The organism is Paenibacillus sp. JNUCC-31, assembly GCF_014844075.1.
GTDB lineage: Bacteria > Bacillota > Bacilli > Paenibacillales > Paenibacillaceae > Paenibacillus.
The window spans coordinates 6,074,269-6,095,623 of sequence record NZ_CP062165.1; the positions used below are offsets into that span (position 1 = coordinate 6,074,269).

Annotated in this window: 14 protein-coding genes; 9 read left to right on the plus strand and 5 right to left on the minus strand. The window is 48.4% G+C overall.

Translation table 11 applies throughout. The features are described 5' to 3' along the window. Positions 1 to 11 precede the first annotated feature (11 nt). Positions 12 to 2,000, minus strand: a complete 1,989-nt coding sequence (locus JNUCC31_RS26750) for an elongation factor G (RefSeq protein ID WP_192266202.1) — start codon at positions 1,998 to 2,000, stop codon at positions 12 to 14. Between the two features lie 137 nt (positions 2,001 to 2,137). Further along, complete coding sequence (locus JNUCC31_RS26755) at positions 2,138 to 3,019, minus strand: AraC family transcriptional regulator (protein WP_192266203.1); 882 nt, start codon at positions 3,017 to 3,019, stop codon at positions 2,138 to 2,140. A 202-nt stretch (positions 3,020 to 3,221) separates the two neighbouring features. Here JNUCC31_RS26755 and JNUCC31_RS26760 point away from each other — a divergent pair, with 202 nt between their 5' ends. Together JNUCC31_RS26760 and JNUCC31_RS26765 are read left to right on the plus strand one after the other, a co-directional pair. Beyond that, a complete protein-coding gene (locus JNUCC31_RS26760; RefSeq protein WP_192266204.1) occupies positions 3,222 to 4,736 on the plus strand; it encodes a tagaturonate reductase in 1,515 nt (504 codons plus the stop codon). Beyond that, complete coding sequence (locus JNUCC31_RS26765; protein ID WP_192266205.1) at positions 4,736 to 6,250, plus strand: UxaA family hydrolase; 1,515 nt, start codon at positions 4,736 to 4,738, stop codon at positions 6,248 to 6,250. The genes JNUCC31_RS26760 and JNUCC31_RS26765 overlap by 1 nt, the downstream gene beginning before the upstream one ends. Positions 6,251 to 6,334: 84 nt before the next feature. Here the strand turns inward: JNUCC31_RS26765 and JNUCC31_RS26770 are convergent, their stop codons facing one another. The 3 genes from JNUCC31_RS26770 to JNUCC31_RS26780 form a co-directional block, all read right to left on the minus strand. Then, entirely contained in the window at positions 6,335 to 7,015 is a 681-nt protein-coding gene (locus JNUCC31_RS26770; RefSeq protein WP_192266206.1) for an AlkZ-related protein, read from the minus strand. Positions 7,016 to 7,033: 18 nt separating this feature from the next. Next, a complete protein-coding gene (locus JNUCC31_RS26775) occupies positions 7,034 to 8,005 on the minus strand; it encodes a helix-turn-helix transcriptional regulator (RefSeq protein ID WP_192266208.1) in 972 nt (323 codons plus the stop codon). A gap of 409 nt (positions 8,006 to 8,414) precedes the next feature. Further along, complete coding sequence (locus tag JNUCC31_RS26780) at positions 8,415 to 10,442, minus strand: beta-galactosidase (protein ID WP_192266209.1); 2,028 nt, start codon at positions 10,440 to 10,442, stop codon at positions 8,415 to 8,417. Positions 10,443 to 10,574: 132 nt separating this feature from the next. Here JNUCC31_RS26780 and JNUCC31_RS26785 point away from each other — a divergent pair, with 132 nt between their 5' ends. The 7 genes from JNUCC31_RS26785 (at position 10,575) to JNUCC31_RS26815 (ending at position 21,293) form a co-directional block, all read left to right on the plus strand. After that, positions 10,575 to 11,408, plus strand: coding sequence for an AraC family transcriptional regulator (locus tag JNUCC31_RS26785; protein ID WP_192266210.1), 834 nt, complete (start codon positions 10,575 to 10,577; stop codon positions 11,406 to 11,408). Positions 11,409 to 11,611: 203 nt separating this feature from the next. Continuing rightward, positions 11,612 to 12,400, plus strand: coding sequence for an alpha/beta hydrolase (locus JNUCC31_RS26790; protein WP_192266211.1), 789 nt, complete (start codon positions 11,612 to 11,614; stop codon positions 12,398 to 12,400). Positions 12,401 to 12,493: 93 nt separating this feature from the next. Next, positions 12,494 to 13,156, plus strand: a complete 663-nt coding sequence (locus JNUCC31_RS26795) for an SGNH/GDSL hydrolase family protein (RefSeq protein WP_192266212.1) — start codon at positions 12,494 to 12,496, stop codon at positions 13,154 to 13,156. A gap of 14 nt (positions 13,157 to 13,170) precedes the next feature. After that, on the plus strand, positions 13,171 to 14,067 hold the full coding sequence (locus JNUCC31_RS26800; RefSeq protein ID WP_192266213.1) for an SMP-30/gluconolactonase/LRE family protein: 897 nt from the start codon (positions 13,171 to 13,173) through the stop codon (positions 14,065 to 14,067). A 380-nt stretch (positions 14,068 to 14,447) separates the two neighbouring features. Then, the gene (locus JNUCC31_RS26805; protein WP_192266214.1) at positions 14,448 to 17,528 is read left to right on the plus strand and encodes a cellulose binding domain-containing protein; all 3,081 of its coding nucleotides are present in this window, start codon (positions 14,448 to 14,450) and stop codon (positions 17,526 to 17,528) included. Positions 17,529 to 17,950: 422 nt separating this feature from the next. Beyond that, the gene (locus JNUCC31_RS26810) at positions 17,951 to 19,498 is read left to right on the plus strand and encodes a response regulator transcription factor (protein WP_192266215.1); all 1,548 of its coding nucleotides are present in this window, start codon (positions 17,951 to 17,953) and stop codon (positions 19,496 to 19,498) included. Positions 19,499 to 19,517: 19 nt separating this feature from the next. Then, positions 19,518 to 21,293 carry a cache domain-containing sensor histidine kinase gene (locus JNUCC31_RS26815; protein WP_192266216.1) on the plus strand — a complete coding sequence of 592 codons (1,776 nt, stop codon included), beginning with the start codon at positions 19,518 to 19,520 and terminating at the stop codon, positions 21,291 to 21,293. The last annotated feature ends 62 nt before the right edge of the window (positions 21,294 to 21,355 follow it).

Consider the following 21,355-nt stretch of genomic DNA (forward strand, 5'->3'; position numbering starts at 1 on the left):
GTCAACTCCATTTATGATGTAATCGCATTTCGAACGCTTAAAATATATTTGGATTGGTCCAGCGGGTTAACTCCTATGCGTTTCCGCGTAAGGGTCACATCCGAAGGACAATCCTGGTATCCTGCAAAAGAAGTGGTCAGCACCCCGCGTCCGCTTGTCTCTGAACGCAGCTTCACCGGATAATCCATGGAGGTTGCCAGAGGCATGCGTCCTTCAACGATGCATCGTCCCCCTCCGATGATCGGCGCTTCAAAGGTTGCCCGCATATGTACCAGATCACTGAGTGCTTTGCCACCATACTCTTCGGGGACAGTTAGCCGGAAATTCAGAATGGGTTCCAGCAGGGTTGTGCCAGTGCTTGCCAACCCGTCCATGATCCCCATCGGCGTGGCCACAACGAAATCCAGGGGGTGGGTATGCCAGACATGATGCTCTCCTTCGATTAACGTGATGCGCAGGTCAGTCACTTCCCATCCCAGCAGACCCTGAGACAGCGCTTCGGGAATTCGGCGCTCCACTTCATTCTGATAACGAAGCAGGAGGTGATCCGTTCGAACCGTGGATGAGTAGATCAGGCCGCTCCCACGTGGCAAAGGCTCAATACTGAATCGAAGAATGGCCCAGCAGGGCTTGGGCATCGTATACGCGATGAATCCTTCCCCCGAAGAACGAGGCGTTTCCTTATAGATGACGGATGGCGGGTCGAATTCGACATCCAGTCCGAAACGGCTCATCAGCAGGCTGGACAGAATCTCAAGCTGAATGGTTCCCATCACTTTGAGATGCAGTTCTCTTTCTTCAGGCAACCATTGCAGGTCGAGCAGAGGATCTTCATCCGTCAACTCCTGCAATGCCGCTACAAGGTCAGGGTAACGGGTTGTGTCTTTACCATGGACCTGAACAGTCAATAAGGGAACAGCCATCTGTGGTATAGGAGGCACACCCTCGGGGCTGCCAATAATGTCACCAACATGTGTGTCACTTAGTCCATACAGGGCAGCGATTTGTCCGGCATATACGGCACCCGTATCGGCCCATTTCCGGCCATCCATTCGACGGATCTGTGTTACCTTCTCTTCCAGCTTCCGAGTGGAGTTATAGATCGTATCCCGATTATGCACGCTTCCACCATACATGCGTACATAGGCGGTACGGCCCATCGTTTTATCCCGTTCAATTTTGAATACAACCCCGGATACTGAAGCATCTTGAGTTTGCGCAGGTGCAGGAAGAAATTCAATGATGGCATCCAGCAATTCAGTTACGCCAATTCCTTTGCCAGAAGCGCCATAACAAATGGGGAACATTTCGCCTTGATGCACATGTTTGCGAAACGTTTCCTCTAGCAAATGAGCAGGAAGCGATTCACCATTAATGTAGGATTCCAACAGTTCTTCGTTGAATTCGGCAAGTAACTCAAAAAGGCCAGGTACAGGTGAAGGAGAGTCCGTTAACAGCGTTTGGCCCGCGCTCCATAGGGAGTCAATGCCGATAAACACCTCTTCGTTCATACGGCATGTTTGGACTTCACATACAAGGGGAGAGAGGCTGGAGCGGATCTGTTCAATAACCGTTTCAGCAGAAGCGCCAACCCGATCCATTTTGTTAATATAGATTAGGGTAGGAATTCCAAGGGAACGGAGAGCATGCCAGATGGTCTCGCTCTGGGATTGCACGCCCTCCACGGCGGACACAATTAGGATGGCTCCGTCCATTACACGCAGGGATCGCTCGACTTCCGAGATGAAATCGATATGACCCGGGGTGTCAATGAGATCAATAATCGTATCTTTCCAGATCAAAGAGGTCATAGCGGCTTGTACGGAAATGCCTCGTTCCTTTTCAATATCCAGAGAGTCCGTTGCTGTTGTTCCGTCATCTACTCGACCTGGACTGCGGACGACACCGCTATGAAATAACATATGCTCCGTCGTGGTTGTTTTTCCTGCATCGACGTGAGCGAAGATGCCGATATTTCTTCGATTCATTTCGTTTAACATGGGATGTAAGGCTCCTCTGGCAGCAGAAACGCATCGTTTCCGACATTGTAGTTCAGTATTATATCATACCACACGAAGTGTATGGAAGAATATGTTACACTTAGACAAATCTCTACATTTCAGGATGTCATGATAGTTCAATATTGATCCTGCCTTTTCATGGTTTTACGATAAGCAGCAGGTGTGGTTCCTGTCAGTTTCTTAAATTGCCGATAAAAATGGGGCAGGCTCTCGAAGCCGCAGGCATCGGCAACAACGGCCATGGTCTCATCGCTTTGAAGCAGATGTTCTTTTGCCATAATGACCCGGCGGGCCAATGCATAGTCAGTTAGGGTCATGCCCGTATACCTTTTGAACGCACGGCTGAAATGAGCAGGGGATACCGCTGCTTGCCGTGCCAGCTCTGGCAAGGAAAAGCCCTTGCGCAGCTCTTCATCAATATGAGTCAGCGTAGAGGAGAGCCAACCTGGCCCAGGGACACTCCTGCCAGGGCTGGCCGGACCAGCTGACTCCAGCCGCTCCAGAAAAATAAGCAGCAGCTGCAATCGCAGCAGAGCTGCGTGGGCACTCAAGTGGTGTTCCAACTTGAATTCTGCATGGATGTCTTCAATAAGTTTAGCAACCTGGGCTTGTTCCTTGTCCTCCAGATGTCTCTTGTACACTCTGCGTTTGCGGCAGCGTTCAAACAGAGAGAGCATGGCTGACGCACTGCCCCCCGCTGTAGATGCCAGTAATCCTGGACTGAAGAACAAGGCAGAGGAAGTCACCGGATTTCCGGCATCTGGCAATGCGCGATGTACCGTGCTGCCCGGAATAATAAACAAATCACCCTCCTGCATATCTTCAAGCCCGGTATCAATAAAAATGGTGCCCTGCCCCCGATATACATAAATAATTTCATGCCAGTCATGAAGATGATCCGGCAACTCGTTCTGAGGGGACTTGGTATCTGCATACACCAGACGAAAGGGGATGCCCGAGTCCGCCTGAATGGTCGTACGAACAGGTGAACGTTCCATTCGATCTCCTTTCAAAACAGTGGTCACAGAAAAGGTGGATATATCTGGTCATGAAAGAGTACATTTACCGCAATATAAGCAATTAAATTCCCTTTTATTGATGATACAATGAATTTAAAGCGTTTTCAATGGAAGTATAGCGGCTGCGCAGCTTGTAGCCAGGCATCTGATAATGACAAATAAAACGATGAGGTGAGTGTTCATGTCGGCGAGCACGAAAAGACCAAGGCTGAAGCTAAATCTGCTCGGAAGTGATAGTCAGCGCAGATGCAAAGAAGTGATGGATCGCCCCGTAAAGGTACTTCAGATTGGCGAAGGCAACTTTTTGCGCGGGTTTGCAGACTGGATGCTTCATGAAAGTGCCAGACAAGGCAAATTCCATGGCAGTGTTGCTGTGACGCAGCCTCGGCCAGGTGGAAAGACAAAGCTGGAACAGATTCGTGACCAGGACGGGTTATATACGATGATTACCCGAGGTCTATCTGAGGGAAAAGCGGTGGAACGTACAGAAATAATCTCGATTTTTTCTAAGTGTATTAATCCGTACGAAGAATGGCAGGATTTTCTGAAGCTTGCGGAACTGCCTTCCCTGGAGTTTGTCATCTCCAATACAACCGAGTCCGGATTGAAATATACGTATACAACGTACGTCCAAGGTGAACCGGTACAATCGTTTCCGGGTAAACTGACTGTTTTCCTGCATCAGCGTTATTTGCGATTTGATGGGGACCCGTCCAGGGGATTGATTCACCTGCCGTGTGAATTGCTCGAAAGTAATGGGGATGTACTGCGAAGCTGCGTATTGCGGCATAGTGAGGATTTCGGTTATTCGGAGGGCTTCCGTTCATGGATTGAGAACCATAACCTGTTCCTGAACAATCTGGTCGACCGGATTGTCACGGGTGCGCCGACCACGGAGGAAGCCGATGCCCTGACGAATCGCTGGGGATACGAGGATCAGCTGATCAATACGGCAGAGCCATATCATTTCTGGGCCATCGAGGCAGATGAGGCACTGGACAAAAAACTTCCCCTGAAACAGTCGGGACTCAACGTACACTGGGTCAAGGATCTGAAACCTTTCCAGCTGCGCAAGGTTCGTATTCTGAATGGGGCGCATACCCTCATGTCATCGCTCGGTATTCTGCATGGCAAGCAGCATGTGAGAGAGACGATGGAAGACTCGCAGTTTGGTTCGTGGATTAGGGAAGCGGTTCATCAGGAGATCGTGCCTGCCCTGGATATGCCGGACCTTGATCTGGATCAGTACGCAGAAGAAGTGTTTGAACGTTTCCTCAATCCGTATATTGATCACAAGCTGCAGGATATTGCATTAAATACAGTAGGAAAGTTCAAGGTTCGTCTGCTGCCAACACTCCTGGCCTATGAACAAAATCAGGGGAACTGGCCTGCACGGCTTGTAAAGGGATTTGCGGGATTGTTGTGTCTTTATCGTCCGGTGAACACGCCAGACGGCTATAGGGGACAGCGACTGAACGGTGAGTCCGTCCTGCTCCGGGATGATGTGGATGTATTGGCTGCACTCGCCAAGCATTGGGATAGTTATGATCCTCTGAAGAGGGATAAGCAGCAATTAGACCAGAGCGTAGCTGCCGTTTTGTCTGATGTATCGATCTGGGGAGAGAATCTGGATGATCGAGAGGGGCTTCGCGAAGCACTCGTTCACGAAATTGGTTTACTGGAAGGTGAGAGTTGATGAACACAACACGTACAATCAATGACTGGATTGCGATTCAACCGCAGGATGATGTCATTATAGCCCTACGGGATTATGTAAAAGGGGAAAGCATTACGCTGCCAGACCGTACTACTTTTACACTAAGAGACGATGTGCCAAAAGGTCATAAAATAGCTGTGCATACCCTCGCACCGGGTGAGGACGTGATGAAATACGGTTTTTCCATTGGTATTGCCAAAGAGCAGATTGAGCAGGGGAGCTGGATTCACAGTCATAACCTCAAGACAGGACTTCACGGGTTACTTGAATATCAGTATCAGCCGGGAGAACCTGTTCAGACGGACATGCCACCGGAACACCTGCGTTCTTTTGATGGATATCTGCGTCCTAACGGTGAAGCAGGTATCCGTAATGAAATCTGGATTGTAAATACGGTCGGCTGCATTAATAAAGTATGTGAAGCATTGGCTCGCATGGGGCAGTCCCAGTTCGGGAGCAGGATCGATGGCGTGTACCATTTCCCACACCCGTTCGGTTGCTCGCAGCTGGGGGATGACCTTAAGTATACGCAACAGGTGCTGGCTTCCTTGGTGGAACACCCGAATGCCGGCGGTGTACTGGTTATTGGACTGGGATGTGAAAATAATCAGGTAGACCAGTTCCGCGAATGTATCGCACCCGAGTATCGGGGGAAAGTTCGTTTTCTCAAAGCGCAGGAAACAGATGATGAGCTTGAAGAAGGTATGCGCCTAATGGAAGAGCTGGTGGAGCTTGCTGAACATGAAGAGCGTCAACCGCTGCCACTGAGCAAGCTCAAAATTGGATTGAAGTGTGGTGGTTCGGACGGTCTGTCGGGTATTACGGCGAATCCGCTCGTTGGTTCCGTTGCAGATATGCTGGTTGCTGCCGGTGGAACTGCGATATTGACCGAAGTTCCCGAGATGTTCGGTGCTGAGACCATTCTGATGAATCGGGCGGCTAATGAGCAGGTTTTTGATGATTTGGTAGACCTGGTCAATGGGTTTAAACAATACTTCGTGAACCACGGTCAGAATATATATGAGAACCCTTCCCCTGGAAACAAAGCAGGGGGAATTACAACGCTGGAGGAAAAGTCATTGGGATGTACGCAAAAGGGAGGACGTTCATCCGTAGTTGATGTTCTCCGTTATGGCAAACGTGTCACGCAAACCGGTCTGAACATTGTGGAAGCCCCGGGCAACGATCTGGTGTCTGTTACGGCACTGTCTGCTGCAGGTGCACACATTGTGCTCTTTACGACAGGTCGCGGGACGCCGTTTGGAGGCCCGGTTCCTACTGTCAAGATCGCGACTCAATCGGACCTAGCGAATCGGAAAAAGCACTGGATTGATTTTAACGCAGGTCAACTGCTCGAAGGTCGGTCGATGGAAGATGTCAAGGTACAGCTGTTCAGCCAATTGATTGATATTGCTTCAGGCCGGGCACATACGCTCAGCGAGCAGCATGGATTTCGTGAGATCGCGATTTTCAAGGATGGGGTCATTCTGTAAGTAATGCACTATAAACGTTCTTTCCGGCATAAATCCCGGTGTCCTTTGCGGCTGCCGGGATTTTGCTGTATACATGCATGCTATTCAATTCATTGCAAAGGCTTTTTGGATTTTGGCCAATGCGGCAGCAGAAGCGTGTTTCTCCAATTGATGCAGCAGGAGTTCGCTTGCTTCTGCGACGCTACCCTCGAACGGCTCAATGCCCTGACGTTTCATCCAGTGCCCTGAGGTCTCGTAAGCGGAGCTGTTCCAGGCAACCTTGCCTTCAGCAAGGTCTTCTTTCTCCTTGGTTCCACAGATCACAATGGCGCTAATACCCTGGAGGTCCAGCAGACCCTGATCAAACGTTTTTTTATCTTCTTTCGCCCCAAAACCTGCCTGTGAGCGCAACGCCCGACCATCAATCCCCTCTTGTTCCTCAATTATTTCGTACAATTTGAAGGCTTCTCGAGAGATCAACCCTGCATTATATTGTTCTTCCATGACTCTGGGATCCGCTAGCAGACGGTGCACCCATGGGTAATATTCGCGAGAAACGAGAATGGCTTTCTTTTTGACAAATTTGCCATAGGCAGCGACACCTTCTTCAGCAAGCCGGGAACGCCACAACCAGGGATCAAGATCATTGTCCTGGTGCCAGTTCTCTTTAGGGGTTATGGAGGACAATGAAGGGTATTCAGGGAACAAGGGGGCCAGTGGAAGCAGTCCCACAGCCTGTATACGCTGTACGGCTTCTTCGTAAGTTACGATGGGTTCGTTCATCATAGAATTAGTAATCTCCTTTTAGTGTGTGCTGCAACGATTATGGTTTGAATCCAGATACATCTGATGTACTTCCTCGGCATGTTGGCAAATCTCGTAGCGGAGCTCCTCGGGTTCAAGCACTTCTGCCTCTCGTCCCAACCGGTAAAAAAAGCGTATGGCCCAAGCCCACTCGCCGGGAGGGCAAAGGAAGGACAATTCCCATACATCCGGAGCAATCTCGGTCAACCGTTCACCAATATGCTTATCCTGTTCCGCCTCGATCATTCCACTGTAACTTAAATGTGCTGTAACGCGCGTTGGGGGGCGCTCGGGAGAATTCGGTTTGCTACGTTGTTGTTCAGCGTGTTCAGCCAGTTTTTGTGATTCGGGCAGTTCAACCGGCTTAACGTCCAGAATGCGGTCAGCCCTGAACAGGCGCTGTTCACCATGCTCCATTGAATACGCTTCGCAATACCAGAAACCGGCAGAAGCATAGATTCGAATAGGACAGATCGTAAGCCAGCGTTGACGGGAAGCAGAGCGGTATAACATACGCAGCCACCCCTGATCCGGGATACAAGCCAGAAGCGGTTCCAGATGATGGAGGATATAATTCCGCTCGGGAACGTCATGTTTCAGTTGCTTAAGCATGGGATCCATTCTTGCTTTGACATCATCCGGGATAAGGCTTTTGATTTTGTCCATTAATGTCCAGCGCTTCTCTTGAAAAGGGGTGTCTGCATAATGGCTTATGCCTTCAAGAGCAAAGATGAGAGTAGCTGCTTCAACCGGATCCAATTGCAGTGGGGGCAGTACATACCCATCCATAAGTCTGAAGCCGCCTCCGGGACCGGAGATGGCAATGATCGGTACATTCATCTCGGATAGAGATTGGATATCCCGCAGGATGGTACGGCGGGAAACCTCAAATTTTTCTGCAAGGGAATGTGCCGTTTCGTGACCATGCTGCAATGCCATAACGATGGCGGCAAGCCGATTTGTTCTATTCATGTCAGCCACTCCGTTTCGAGGGTGCGCCGCCGGAGAGGATGCTGGAGTACAATTTCCATTGTAGCAGGGTATAAGTGACATCTTGGTTGTCACCAATTTTCGCAGCATATTATTTTATTTAATGCTGCATCTGCTTATCTGGAGATTTCTTCCTTGTTCCCGGCGGGGCGTCGTTAAATTGTGTGTCTGGTCCAATTCGCTTCGCTTCGCGGTATTTCCTTCTATCAGGGGACCACACAAATAATGACAAAAACCCGTTTCCGGTCTAAACGGATACGGGAAGTAGCAGATTGAAAGAGGTGTAAACCTCGAATAGTTAAAATTTTAACTATTTAGACTCATTTGAGCCGGAAATAGGGTTTAATGCGATGTACATGGTAACATGTTGTATCATCAGATTCTCAAAAAATTATTTCATTTCGAGCAGTTGCACACCGCGGCCTTCAATCTCGATTCTACCTGAAAGGATCTGATCCGTGAGCAAATCATGAGCCTCAGCATTACCCAGATCATAGGACTGAGTGGTGGCGTTGTGATTCATGACAAACAGGTACTGTTGTCCATCCTTGGTACGAGCAGTCACCTCAACACCTTCTGGCGTTTCCAGAAGAGAATCCATATTTTTGGCTGCAGCCAGCTGTCCCAGCAAATCGTCCAGGAAACGATCTTCCGGATCGGAAGCTACATACCAGGCTTCACCTTGACCAAAGGTGTTACGCGTAACCACAGGCATGCCTTTGTAGAAGTCGTCTCCATACTCGGCGATAACTTCGGCACCTTCACTGTGTAACAGGTCGCACAACATGCCGCAACCATATTCGCCTTGAAGATCACCATAGGCTTCTTTCAGGACCATACGGTTTTTTTGCTCAGGCAGCAGGGCATCAATTTCTTCAACCCAGATACCGAGCAGCTTGCGAAGCTCACCCGGGTAACCACCGGTAGTTACAATGTCGCTCTCATTAACAATGCCACTGAAGAAGGTTGTCAGGAATGTTCCACCCGCTTCAACGAATTTCTCCAGTTTGGTCGCAAAGCCTGGTTTAACCATGTAGAGCACTGGAGCAAGCACGATGTCGTATTTACTGATATCCGTATCCACACTTACAATGTCCACCTGAATGTTGCGACGGAAGAAGGCAGCATAGTATTTGTGAATCTGGTCCACATAGTTCAGCGCAACGGTAGGTCCGCTGGATTTCTCGATTGCCCACCAGTTGTCCCAGTCAAACACAATCGCCACTTTGGCTTCAACAACAGCATCCAGCGTTTTATCCCCAAGCAGCTGCAATTCCTTGCCCAGCTCCGCGACTTCACGGAATACACGGGTGTTCTCATGTCCGACATGTTCAATGACTGCCCCGTGATATTTCTCGCAAGCGCCGACAGAACGGCGGAGCTGGAAGAACATGATCGTATCCGCGCCATGGGCGACGGACTGGTAACTCCACAGGCGCATGACGCCGGGACGTTTCAAAGAATTATATGGCTGCCAGTTCTGCTGGCTTGGCGTCTGCTCCATGAGCATGAACGGCTGACCGTCTTTCAGTCCACGCATCAGATCATGCGCCATCGCCGTGAAGCTTACCGGAGTCGCAAGACCCGGATAGCTGTCCCAGGAGACGATATCCATATATTTGGCCCACTTGAAATAGTCCAGCTGTTTGAAGAATCCCATCAGATTGGTAGTAACGACCGAATCCGGGATATGTTTCTTGATCGCATCATATTCCAGACGGTAACAGTCGAGCATGCTGTCCGAGTTGAAACGGGAGTAGTCAAGCGAAATGCCCTGGAACGTGGAATTGTTGTTTCCCCAGTGCTCGCTCAGGTTACTCGGCAGTACAATCTCATCCCAATCGTAGAATGTATGGCCCCAGAAATTGGTGTTCCATGCTTTGTTAAGCTGATCCAAAGTCTGATACCGTTCTTTCAGGTACACGCGGAACGCTTTCTCACAGTTATCACAGTAGCAGTCACCGCCATATTCGTTGGATATATGCCATACAAGAACAGCGGGATGATCCTTATAACGTGCTGCCAGTTTATCTGCAATCTTTTCGGAGTATTTGCGGTAAGTTGGGCTGTTTGGACAAGAGTTATGCCGTCCACCGAATTTGCGTTTGCGTCCATCCGCATCGACACGCAGTACATCCGGGTATTTCTTTGCCATCCATGCCGGATGGGCAGCAGTACTCGTCGCAAGGCAGATGTATACACCGCTTTCATACAGACTATTGATGAGTTGGTCCAGACCTTCAAAATTATAAGTGACTTCATCAGGTTGAATCAGAGCCCATGAAAATACGTTAATTGTCGCAATATCAATCCCTGCCAATTTGAACATGCGCAGGTCTTCAAGATGGGTCTCGTGATCCCATTGTTCAGGGTTGTAATCGCCCCCGTAGAACATTTTGGGTAACTTGCTACTAATCAAATGTGTTCACCTCTTGTATAAGAATAATTCTATACTATATGATGAATATGACTTTTAAAATATAAGAAAAGTAATGAAGTATATAAGAATATGGAACTGTAATATTGTTTTTGTTCAAAGGAGAGAATCCCTATGCTTATCTCACCCGATCATCGGCGCTATTTTATGACCCCCCGGGATCAGCCGCTTCCGCTCTACATTGAAAGTATAGGATACAACGGCAATCAGGAGAATGTGTTCAGACCTGCCGGATATCCTTGTTATCACTGGCTTCAGACCGTGAAGGGAGCCGGAGAGTTCAAATTTGCAGGTTCAACAGCAGTTCTCGGAGAGTCATCAGGCATTTTACTGCCGCCTAATGAGCCGCACGAGTATGTACGCTCGCAAGGTAAGTGGGAGACACTTTACATTACATTTGGAGGCTCCCAGTGCCCGGTCATCGCAGAGTCACTTGGTTTGGGTGAGGCAGCCCTTCACCAGTGGGATCCAGAAAGCCCGCTTGAATACTATGGCAGGGAAGTGCTGGGTTCCATCAGCAGTGACCAGGATTTATCCGGCTTGGAAGCGTCAGCGGACATGTACCGATTTCTGATTTTGCTTAAAAAACATGGCATGACGGGCAGTCGTTCTTCGATCTCCCATGCCGTGGAACGGCTGGCTCCGTTAATTTCATTTATGAATGAACACTATGCTGATCCGGATATCGGTCTCGAGCAGATGGCCGCCATCCCAGACATTACGCCCCGACATCTGAATACTCTTTTTAAACAATCCTTTGGCATGACCGCCTACAGTTATTTCCTTCTCCTCCGTATTCGCAAATCGAAAGAATGGATGACTGGAGACAGCAAGCTGACCGTCAAGGAAACGGCTGCAAAGGTTGGTTTTCGGGATGCAAGTCATTTCGTCGCTACATTTCGACGGATTGAGGGTGTAACTCCTGAGCAGTATCGAAGATTATATTAATCGTTCAGAAGTAACAAATATGCTAAAAAACACTGTTCAAGCATGAAGGTTCCGTGTAACCTGTACCAAATTGAACAAAAAGTGATACCAGGAAGGTATTGATGCGCAAGGGTGCTTCCCGTTATGATGGTATCGATTCCTTAGATTGGAAAGTGACTATACGGATGAACGTATCCGTTCTATTTTAGAGAGGATGATCAAATTTGACACCAACCATACCATTGTGGAACCATGCTGCACCTTATGCAGCCCAAGGTCATGAGGACGAGATGCCGCATCTGATTCCATTTATTCAACCCGGTTCCGAGAGCGCTGTCATTGTGTGCCCGGGCGGGGGCTACGGATTTTTGGCAGACCATGAAGGGGCTCCAATCGCTGAATTGCTGAATCGGGCGGGGATCAGCGCATTTGTGCTGAAATATCGTGTGGCTCCGCACCAACATCCTGCACCCATGGCAGATGGTCAGCGAGCGATCCGTTATGTACGGGCTCATGCCGAGGAATTCGGGATACTGCCTTCCAAAATTGCTGTGCTTGGTTTCTCGGCAGGTGGACATCTTACTGCCACGTTGGGCACCTTGTATGACGAGGGTCAACCAGACCATGAAGATCCTATTGAACGGGAGAGTTCGCGCCCGGATCGGGTTATTCTCTGTTATCCAGTGATTACGATGGAATCCTATGGACATGCCGGTTCTCGTGAAAATCTGTTGGGGGCGAATGTGTCTGCCGAGCAGATTAAGGCCTTCAGTGCAGAGCAGCAGGTGAAAGCCGATGCTCCTGAAGCATTTATCTGGCATACGAGTGACGATCAGGCAGTACCTGTGGAGAATAGTTTGCGTTATGCGCTCGCACTGGGTGCGCAGGGCATTCCCTATGATTTGCATGTATTCGAGAAAGGTTCACATGGTCTGGGATTGGCGGAGGATAACGATGCTGTTCGGGCCTGGTCTGACCTGTGCCTGACCTGGCTCAAGAATCAAGGGTGGTAACACCCAGCTGGCTCTGTCTGTCCTTGAATATGAAATAAGATTTACGTGATCCCATATATTTTAACGCTTGATAGAGCGAAGGAGAAAACGACAATGAAATTGCAAAAAAATGACAAGCTGCTCTTTATCGGAGATTCAATCACAGATTGCGGCCGGGTACATCCTGTTGGTGAAGGTAGTTCTGGTCTGGGGCATGGCTATGTGGCGCAAGTGTATGCCTTACTGCGTTCCATCTACCCGGAATTGATGTTACGGATTCAAAATGTGGGTATTGGTGGTAATACCATTCGTGATTTGAAGCAGCGCTGGGAACGTGATGTGCTTGATCTCAAACCGGACTGGCTAACCATCATGATCGGGATCAATGATGTATGGCGTCAATTTGACAATCCGTTGTCCACAGATTCACAGGTTTTCCTGGAAGAGTACGAGTCCACATTGCGTGATCTGGTTGCTTCGGTTCGTCCTGGACTAAAAGGGCTTGTTCTGATGAGTCCTTATTATCTGGAAGCGAATCCGGAAGATCCGATGCGGGCTACGATGGATATCTACGGTGAGGCTGTTCGCAGAGTAGCCGCTGAATTTGATGCCATTTTCGTGGATACCCAGGCTGCGTTTAATCCATTCTGGGATCATTTCTATACGTCTGTGCTGACTTATGACCGCGTTCATCCTGATGCTACAGGACACATGATTCTGTCCAAAGCGTTTCTGGATGCCGTTGGGTTTGAATGGTCAGGCGGCGTCAAATCTTAAAAGGATGTGATGGAATGAGCAACTTGAACATTGCAGTACATACCCCGGCACTGCTCGGCGAAGGTCCAAGCTGGGATGCTGAACACAATCGATTATTATGGGTTGATATTGAAAGCTACAAGGTTCATATATTCGTTCCGGCTACAGGAGAAGATCAGACTTATGAGGTCGGCGAGCATGTAGGGGCGGTTGTGCCATACCAGGGTGATAAGGTCATCGTTGCGTTGCGAAGTGGCTTCCATACCTTTAACCTGTTAACGGGAGAGCTGAACCCCATTGAAGATCCGGAGAAGGGCAAGGACAACAACCGTTTTAATGATGGGAAGTGTGACGCTCTTGGACGCTTCTGGGCAGGTACGATGAGTATGAAGGGTGAGAGCAAAGCGGGGGCATTTTATTGCCTGGAAGAAGGGCAGCCTGTTCGCACGATGTTCAGGGATGTGTCCACCTCCAATGGCTTGGGCTGGAGTCCGGATCAACAGAAAATGTATTATATTGATACGCCGACAAGGTCCATTGACCGTTTTGATTTTGATCTGGCTGCTGGAGAGATTACGAACCGGACAAGTATTATTGCTATACCGGAGGAGTTCGGCTTTCCGGATGGAATGACCGTAGACAGTGAAGGAATGTTATGGGTTGCTCATTGGGGGGGGGGGAGAGTCACTCGCTGGAACCCCCATACAGCAGAGCTGCTGCAACAGATCGAAGTACCCGCAGACCAGGTGACCTCCTGCTGTTTTGGAGGAACTGATCTGGAGGACTTATATATTACGACTGCCCGAATTGGCATTAAGGAAGAGCGGCTGGCAGAGACGCCGGATGCGGGTTCTCTATTTGTAGTCAGACCCGGTGTGAAAGGGCAGAAAACGTACGCGTTTGGCAGTGCCACGCAAGCGGACATGAAGTAAACACCTGTCAATGCCGATCACGCTGGCTTTTCAGGAAATGGTACTCATTTAAATATAACACCACAACAAAGGATGCTGTTTATGACGGCATCCTTTGTTGTGGTGTCGTTCAATAAGGGGAAACTTCAAAAATAATTGTACAGGAATGAAATTCAGGCAGAAGGTGTTTTTCAATGGCCATCGAATGTTATTTATTGAAAGAATTATCCAGATAATGGCGGTTAGCGAATATTTATGAAAGCGTTTTAGTAATGGGAGAGGAGGTGGTGCTGGTTGCCTGAAACCATGCATTAAATGTCTTACACTGCACTTATCAGCATGATGACACAGCAGGGGCAGATAGGATGCGAGGAACATATTGAAGAGGAGGCTAAGTAACTATGAAAACGTTTTTGGGGAAATTGCGTGTCATGAGCCTGACGGTTGCCGTTGCAGCTGTTTCACTGGGAATACTCGCCGGAACAACTGATGCAGCACCAAGCGATGCATACCAGTGGAAAAATGTCGTGACCGGAGGCGGAGGCGGATTTGTACCGGGTATCATTTTCAATGAATCTGAAAAAGATCTAATCTATGCCCGAACGGATATCGGGGGAGCATATCGCTGGAATCCGGTGAACGAGAGTTGGATCCCGCTCACCGATTTTGTCGGTTGGGATGACTGGAACAAAAACGGTGTTGATGCGCTGGCAACAGATCCGGTTGATCCGAATCGGGTGTATATGGCTGTTGGCACGTACACGAATTCATGGGACAAAAACAACGGCTCCATCCTGCGTTCTACAGACCGTGGTGATACTTGGCAGACAACGACTCTTCCGTTCAAAGTGGGCGGCAACATGCCTGGGCGTTCCTTGGGAGAACGCCTGACCGTTGATCCCAACAAAAACAGCATTTTGTATTTTGGTGCACGTAGTGGCAATGGACTCTGGAAAAGTACGGATTACGGGGTAACCTGGAACAAAGTAACGAGCTTCCCGAATCCCGGAACGTACGTGGAGGACCCGTCTTCCGAGTATACGAGTGACATCGTAGGTCTCTCTTGGATCACTTTTGACAAATCAACAGGCTCCCCTGGACAGGCAACACAGATCATCTATGTCGGGGTAGCTGACAAAAATCAAAGTATATACCGCAGTACGAATGGAGGAGCCACTTGGTCTGCTGTCGCTGGACAGCCTACAGGGTATTTGCCGCATCACGGGGAGCTGGATGCCGATGGCAGTCTATATATCTCGTACAGCGATGGTGCAGGCCCTTATGATGGGGAGAAAGGAGAACTGTGGAAATTAAATACAACTACAGGAGTATGGACTGACATTAGTCCGGTGCCAAGCAGCAGCTCGGACAATTATTTTGGATATGGTGGACTGGCCGTAGATGCTCAGCATCCTGGTACACTAATGGTTGCAACCCTCAACTCCTGGTGGCCTGATGCAAATCTCTTCCGCAGTACGGATGGTGGAGCTACCTGGACCCGCATCTGGGAATTCGAAGGGTATCCAAACCGCAAAATGCGCTATACACAGGATATTTCGGCCGCTCCTTGGCTGACATTCGGGACGAATCCTGCACCACCTGAAGTGTCTCCGAAACTGGGATGGATGATTGGTGATCTGGAGATCGATCCGTTTGATTCCGACCGTATGATGTATGGGACGGGTGCGACCATCTACGGAACGAATAATCTTACAGATTGGGATGACGACAACAAAATCAATATTTCAGTGATGGCCAAAGGAGTTGAGGAGATCGCTGTCCTGGATCTGATCAGCCCGCCAAGTGGGGCTCATTTGTTAAGTGGAGTAGGGGATGTCTCCGGATTCCGACATAATGATCTGGATCAGGCACCAGCTGCGATGTTTACCAGCCCCAACTACTCTTCTACGGAAAGTCTGGATTTTGCAGAGTTAAGTCCGAATACGATGGTTCGCGTAGGGAAAGCAGACTACACGGCTGATCCGAATGCAAAATCCATTGGTTTATCCAGCGACGGGGGTACAACATGGTATAAAGCCAATGCAGAGCCTGCAGGCACTTCCGGAGGAGGAACCGTAGCTATCTCTGCAAATGGTAACCGACTTTTATGGAGCACGTCAGACAAGGGGGTGCATTATTCCACTGGCGGCAACTCATGGACGGCGAGTTCAGGGATACCCGCACAGGCAAAAGTGATCTCCGACCGGGTGAACCCGAACAAATTCTATGGATTTGCTGCTGGTAAAGTCTATGTGAGCACCAATGGGGGTGTCTCCTTCACTGCATCTGCGGCTACCGGGCTTCCGGCAGAAGGCAATGCGGATCTGGATGCTGTTCCGGGTAAGGAAGGCGAGCTTTGGTTTGCAGGTGGCAGTGAAGATGAAGGGCCATATGGTCTGTGGCATTCCACTGATTCGGGAGCGAGCTTTACCAAGCTGGTCAATGTAGAGGAAGCAGACAGCATCGGTTTTGGCAAGGCGGCACCTGGGCAGAATGGGGTTGCACTGTATACGATTGCACAGATTGACGGAACGCGCGGATTTTTCCGTTCCGATGATGGAGGGGCGAATTGGGTACGGATTAATGATGATCAGCATCAATATGCACGCGTGACCACCATTACAGGTGACCCACGTTTGTATGGAAGGGTATATCTGGGTACGAATGGCCGGGGCATTTTATATGCTGACCGTATTGGTGGAAACAATGGCGGTGGAGAAGGAGGCACAAATCCGGTAACCAGTTCGACGATTACACCAGTGACTGCGGAGTTTGACAAGAACACAGGCAACCAGTCCAATATTCCTGTAACGTTGACCCTGAACGGCAACACGCTTAGTGCTATACGTAATGGTAATTCGATGCTGGTTTCAGGTATGGACTACACACTATCGGGTAATCAGGTGGTATTGAGCAAAACGTACCTGGCATCTTTGCCCAAAGGAAGCACAGCGTTAACATTCCATTTCAGTGCAGGCAATGATGCCATCCTGAATCTGACCATCCAGGACACCACAGCTGTGCCAGAGGGCAACATTCGGATTGAGATGTTTAACGGAACGACTGCGGCAACGGGGAACTCCATCAATCCCAAGATCAAGTTAACGAATACAGGAACTACGGCTCTCGATCTTTCGGACATTAAAATTCGTTACTACTATACGATTAATGGCACTCAGGCTCAGAACTTTTTCTGTGACTGGGCAACGGCCGGAAATGAAAATGTTACAGGTACGTTTAGTGCGCTGTCGCCCTCGGTAACCGGAGCGGATCATATGCTGGAGATCGGATTCAAATCTTCAGCCGGTTCACTTGCAGCGGGACAAAGTACTGAAATTCAGGCCCGCTTCTCCAAAAGCGACTGGACCAACTATACTCAGACGGATGACTATTCATTTGCTGCAACTCAAACAGCCTATGCCGACTGGACCAAAGTAACGGGGCACATTGCCGGAAGTCTTCAATGGGGAATCGAACCTTAAATGAAGATCGGTTAATTTAAACACAAGCAAGCGATAAGAAGTCCTGGTTCGCCCCACCTGATTCTTGGCGGACCAAGGCTTCTTATTTTGTCGAAAAAAGGTGTACACTAAGAGAGTTTCCATCAGCACTTTGCATCATTCGATTCTACCCGCTCCCGGGTACAAGATATGGACAGGAAGTGGCATCCTGATCCATACAACGTATAGACGAATAGATGCATTTCGATCTATATCTTGCTGATTGAAAGACGCTCTTGGGATTCATGAAAAATGCTTACCATTGATTAAACGTTGGTTTTGAGATATAAAAAGGAGTACAAAACTTTAAAATTATTGTAACCGTTAACACGGGGAGGCCACTCTACGATATATATGGTATTACCTGTACAGACATAGAGGATTAGATAAGGGGGTCAAGGGTCATGAACCGGTTGTGCAAGGTGCTGATTGTTGACGATGAGTTTCTTGTAAGACAAGGCATTAAGCACCATATGAATTGGGAATCCCAAGGTTTTCAGATTGTGGGCGAAGCTTCCAATGGAGAAGAAGGACTTGAACAGGTGCGTTTGTTACAGCCGGATATTGTCATTACAGATATCGTGATGCCTGTGATGGATGGGGAAACCTTTGTCCGGACGTTAAAAGCCAGTTATCCGCAGATTGAGGTTATCGTACTTAGCAGTTTCAGTGAATTCGAATATGTACGTTCAACGCTCCAGAACGGAGCAGCAGACTATATATTAAAACCGAAACTGGATACCAATGAATTATTACAAGTGCTTCAGCGTACTGCTGGCAAAATTCCCGAATTACAGTTTGAGCCTTCTCATGATGGTTGGAGATTAGGCCAACTGATGGAAAAGATGCTGTCCGGCTTTACGTTGGATGCAGATAACGAAATGGATATGATTAGAGAGACGTTTCCTCACCAGTGCTTCCGCTTGCTTGTATATATGTCGAAGGACATGCGAGCACATGTACACAAGCTGGATAACGAGCAACTGGAGTCCAGGATACGAAGCCAGCTTCCTGACGTGGAGTGCGCAATCGTTCCGGCCGAAGGCACGTCAAGCGTGGTGCTCCTTAATGTAGAGACTGCGAAGGATGAATGGATGGTACAGCGGATCAAGGAGTTGGCCAGTGAGAATAAGAAGGCGCAGGACGGGTCTTGCTGGGTGCTAAGTGATAGCTTTTCTTCATTTGAAGAGATGGGAGACGTATATCGAACACGTCTGATCAAGCTGATGGAGTATCGCTTTTATTATGAGGACCGGTCTATTCTGGTTTATGGCGAACTTCCACCTCTCCATCCTGCAGGGTATCAGTTCAATGTGAATATGTTTTTGCAGCATGTAAAGCGAAATCGGACAGAAGCGGCAAGAGAATATTTGCAAGAACATGCGCTTACGTTGGGACGGGATTATATTGCAGATGTGTTTGAAATTAAGTCGTTTCTGGGCAATCTCATCTTTAATGTAACCATTACTCTGGCAGATATGGATGTGCAGTCTGCTGTGCTGGAAGAGAGCAAATATGCCTATTTCAAACATGTGGATGGCGCCTCCACTCTAACAGAAGCAATGAATGTGCTGGATCAGTTCATGGCTGAGGTACAGGAGTGCATGACTGGAGAAGGTGGACGACGAAGTGATCCGAATATGAAAATGCTGCTGGAATATATGCATGAGCATTTTGATCAGCCGCTCGGGCTAGCGGAAGTAGCCAAGCATTTTCATTTCAATCCATCGTACTTGTCCAGTTACTTTTCCTCTCACAAAAAAGAGGGCTTTAATGAATATTTGAATAAAATAAGGATTGAAAAGGCAGAAGAACTTCTCCGCTCAGACCATGTCACCATTTCCGAAATTAGCAGTATGGTAGGGTACTCCGACCACAGTTACTTTTGCAAGGTGTTCAAAAAATTTACCGGACTGTCTCCGAGCCGATACCGGCGAAAATTCTGGGCATAACGTCAGAAGGAAGAAATAAATGAAGAAATGGATGAATGCATTTTCAAGGCTTGGGCTTTTCCCTAAACTGTTCCTCGTTATGTTCGTCAGCATCATTCTTGTCTCTGTGCTCATTCTTTGGACATCGATTCATATGTCGACCAAGCTGTTTACCGAGACGTTCAGTATTACGAACTCCAAGGTGCTTAGCCAGATCAAAACGAACTTTGAATCCTTTAACGATGCGATTGCTGCTGTATCCAATAATGTTAGCCAAAGCGGGACAATCCGGGGGTATCTGTCTGAGGGGGAGGGAGACTCCCTTACGATGGCAAAGTCCTATTATAATATGAGGGAAACGATGGACCGAATTCAGTCGATTACAGAGTCCTATGAGGTCGGTATTACGATTAGCGGTATTAATGGACGTACGTATTCCACGGATCGGTCTCATCTTCGTTTGTCGGCGGATGAATTGAAAGAGCAACCTATTACGTTGGAAGCAGCGGCCAGTCCGAAGCGAATCATTTTTAATGATTATCAGACGAAAGATGAGACTGCCCGGCAGATGATCTCAGCGACCAAGGCATTGGCGGATCGTGCCCAAAACCGACTCTATGGTACGTTGTATGTCACCATGAGAGAGAACGCATTTCGTCAGTTTTACAGCAGTTTCACGAGCAGAGGCAACGATGTGGTTATCCTGAATGAAGCGGGTGAGATTGTATCGTCCAATCGTGAAGAATGGATCGGTACCACTCAGCTTGAATTGCTGACCTATGCCAGAGAAATGAATAACGAAAGTGTAAAGGGAGTAAATGCGCGGGTTATGGATCAGGACAGCGTGGTATTGTCTGAATACTTGCCATTTTACCGGTTTTATATCGTAAACGTAGTGGACAAGGATCTGGCGATGGGGCAATTGATCGATATGAAGACCATTGCTCTGATCTGCGCCGCTATTGTGGCAACAGCACTGATCCTCGTGTTTCTTATTACGAATCAGATGACCAAATCACTGCGGAGACTCGTGAAACAGATGTCCAATATTACCAAAAGTGATCTGGATAACTATATTCCGGTCAGTGGAAGTTACGAGAGCCGACAGCTGGGTCATGCCTACAACTACATGCTGGACGAACTGCATGACTATGTGGATCAACTGGTACTTACCCAGCGGGAGCAACGAAATGCAGAGCTTGCGGCACTGCAAAGCCAGATCAATCCGCATTTCCTGTACAACACGCTGGCTTCCGTTAAAGTATTGGTACAGCAAGGAAACAAGGACAGGGCAGCCGAGACCATTAATGCGTTAATCGCCTTATTGCAGAATACGATTAGTAACGTGAGTGAGACGGTAACCGTAGAGCAAGAAATCGAAAACCTGAAAAATTATGTATTCATTAATCACGTCCGGTACGGAGGACGCATTAAAGCAGCTTTTTATGTAGCTCCGGACTGTACACATTACCATGTACCCAAACTGGTGATTCAACCTTTTATCGAGAATGCTTTTTTTCATGGGTTCAATTCCAAGGAAACAGGGACTATTCATGTGATGGTTTCCAGAGCGGGTGAGTCATTGATTTGCGAAATCATGGATAATGGGGACGGGATCGAAGGGTTTAAAGGATTCTCCATGGGTGAGTCTCTGCCCAATCCGAAGAACAATCGGCAATTGTTCAGTGGCATCGGTATTCGGAATGTGAATGATCGCATAGAGCTGTTATACGGTGCACCTTATGGGGTGACGATAATGAGTAAACCGGGGGAGGGAACCAGGGTTACTGTTAAACTCCCATTGATCACAAGCTAAGAAGCAGAGACGGATGGAGTAAAGACGTTATTGATTCAGAAAAGAGAATTCATATAGAAGGT

Coding starts and splice junctions, on each gene's coding strand:
- JNUCC31_RS26810 (WP_192266215.1), top strand. CDS start 17,951: ATGAACCGGTTGTGCAAGGTGCTGATTGTTGACGATGAGTTTCTTGTA.
- JNUCC31_RS26775 (WP_192266208.1), bottom strand. CDS start 8,005: ATGAATAGAACAAATCGGCTTGCCGCCATCGTTATGGCATTGCAGCAT.
- JNUCC31_RS26785 (WP_192266210.1), top strand. CDS start 10,575: ATGCTTATCTCACCCGATCATCGGCGCTATTTTATGACCCCCCGGGAT.
- JNUCC31_RS26805 (WP_192266214.1), top strand. CDS start 14,448: ATGAAAACGTTTTTGGGGAAATTGCGTGTCATGAGCCTGACGGTTGCC.
- JNUCC31_RS26800 (WP_192266213.1), top strand. CDS start 13,171: ATGAGCAACTTGAACATTGCAGTACATACCCCGGCACTGCTCGGCGAA.
- JNUCC31_RS26795 (WP_192266212.1), top strand. CDS start 12,494: ATGAAATTGCAAAAAAATGACAAGCTGCTCTTTATCGGAGATTCAATC.
- JNUCC31_RS26755 (WP_192266203.1), bottom strand. CDS start 3,019: ATGGAACGTTCACCTGTTCGTACGACCATTCAGGCGGACTCGGGCATC.
- JNUCC31_RS26765 (WP_192266205.1), top strand. CDS start 4,736: ATGAACACAACACGTACAATCAATGACTGGATTGCGATTCAACCGCAG.
- JNUCC31_RS26760 (WP_192266204.1), top strand. CDS start 3,222: ATGTCGGCGAGCACGAAAAGACCAAGGCTGAAGCTAAATCTGCTCGGA.
- JNUCC31_RS26815 (WP_192266216.1), top strand. CDS start 19,518: ATGAAGAAATGGATGAATGCATTTTCAAGGCTTGGGCTTTTCCCTAAA.
- JNUCC31_RS26770 (WP_192266206.1), bottom strand. CDS start 7,015: ATGATGAACGAACCCATCGTAACTTACGAAGAAGCCGTACAGCGTATA.
- JNUCC31_RS26750 (WP_192266202.1), bottom strand. CDS start 2,000: ATGTTAAACGAAATGAATCGAAGAAATATCGGCATCTTCGCTCACGTC.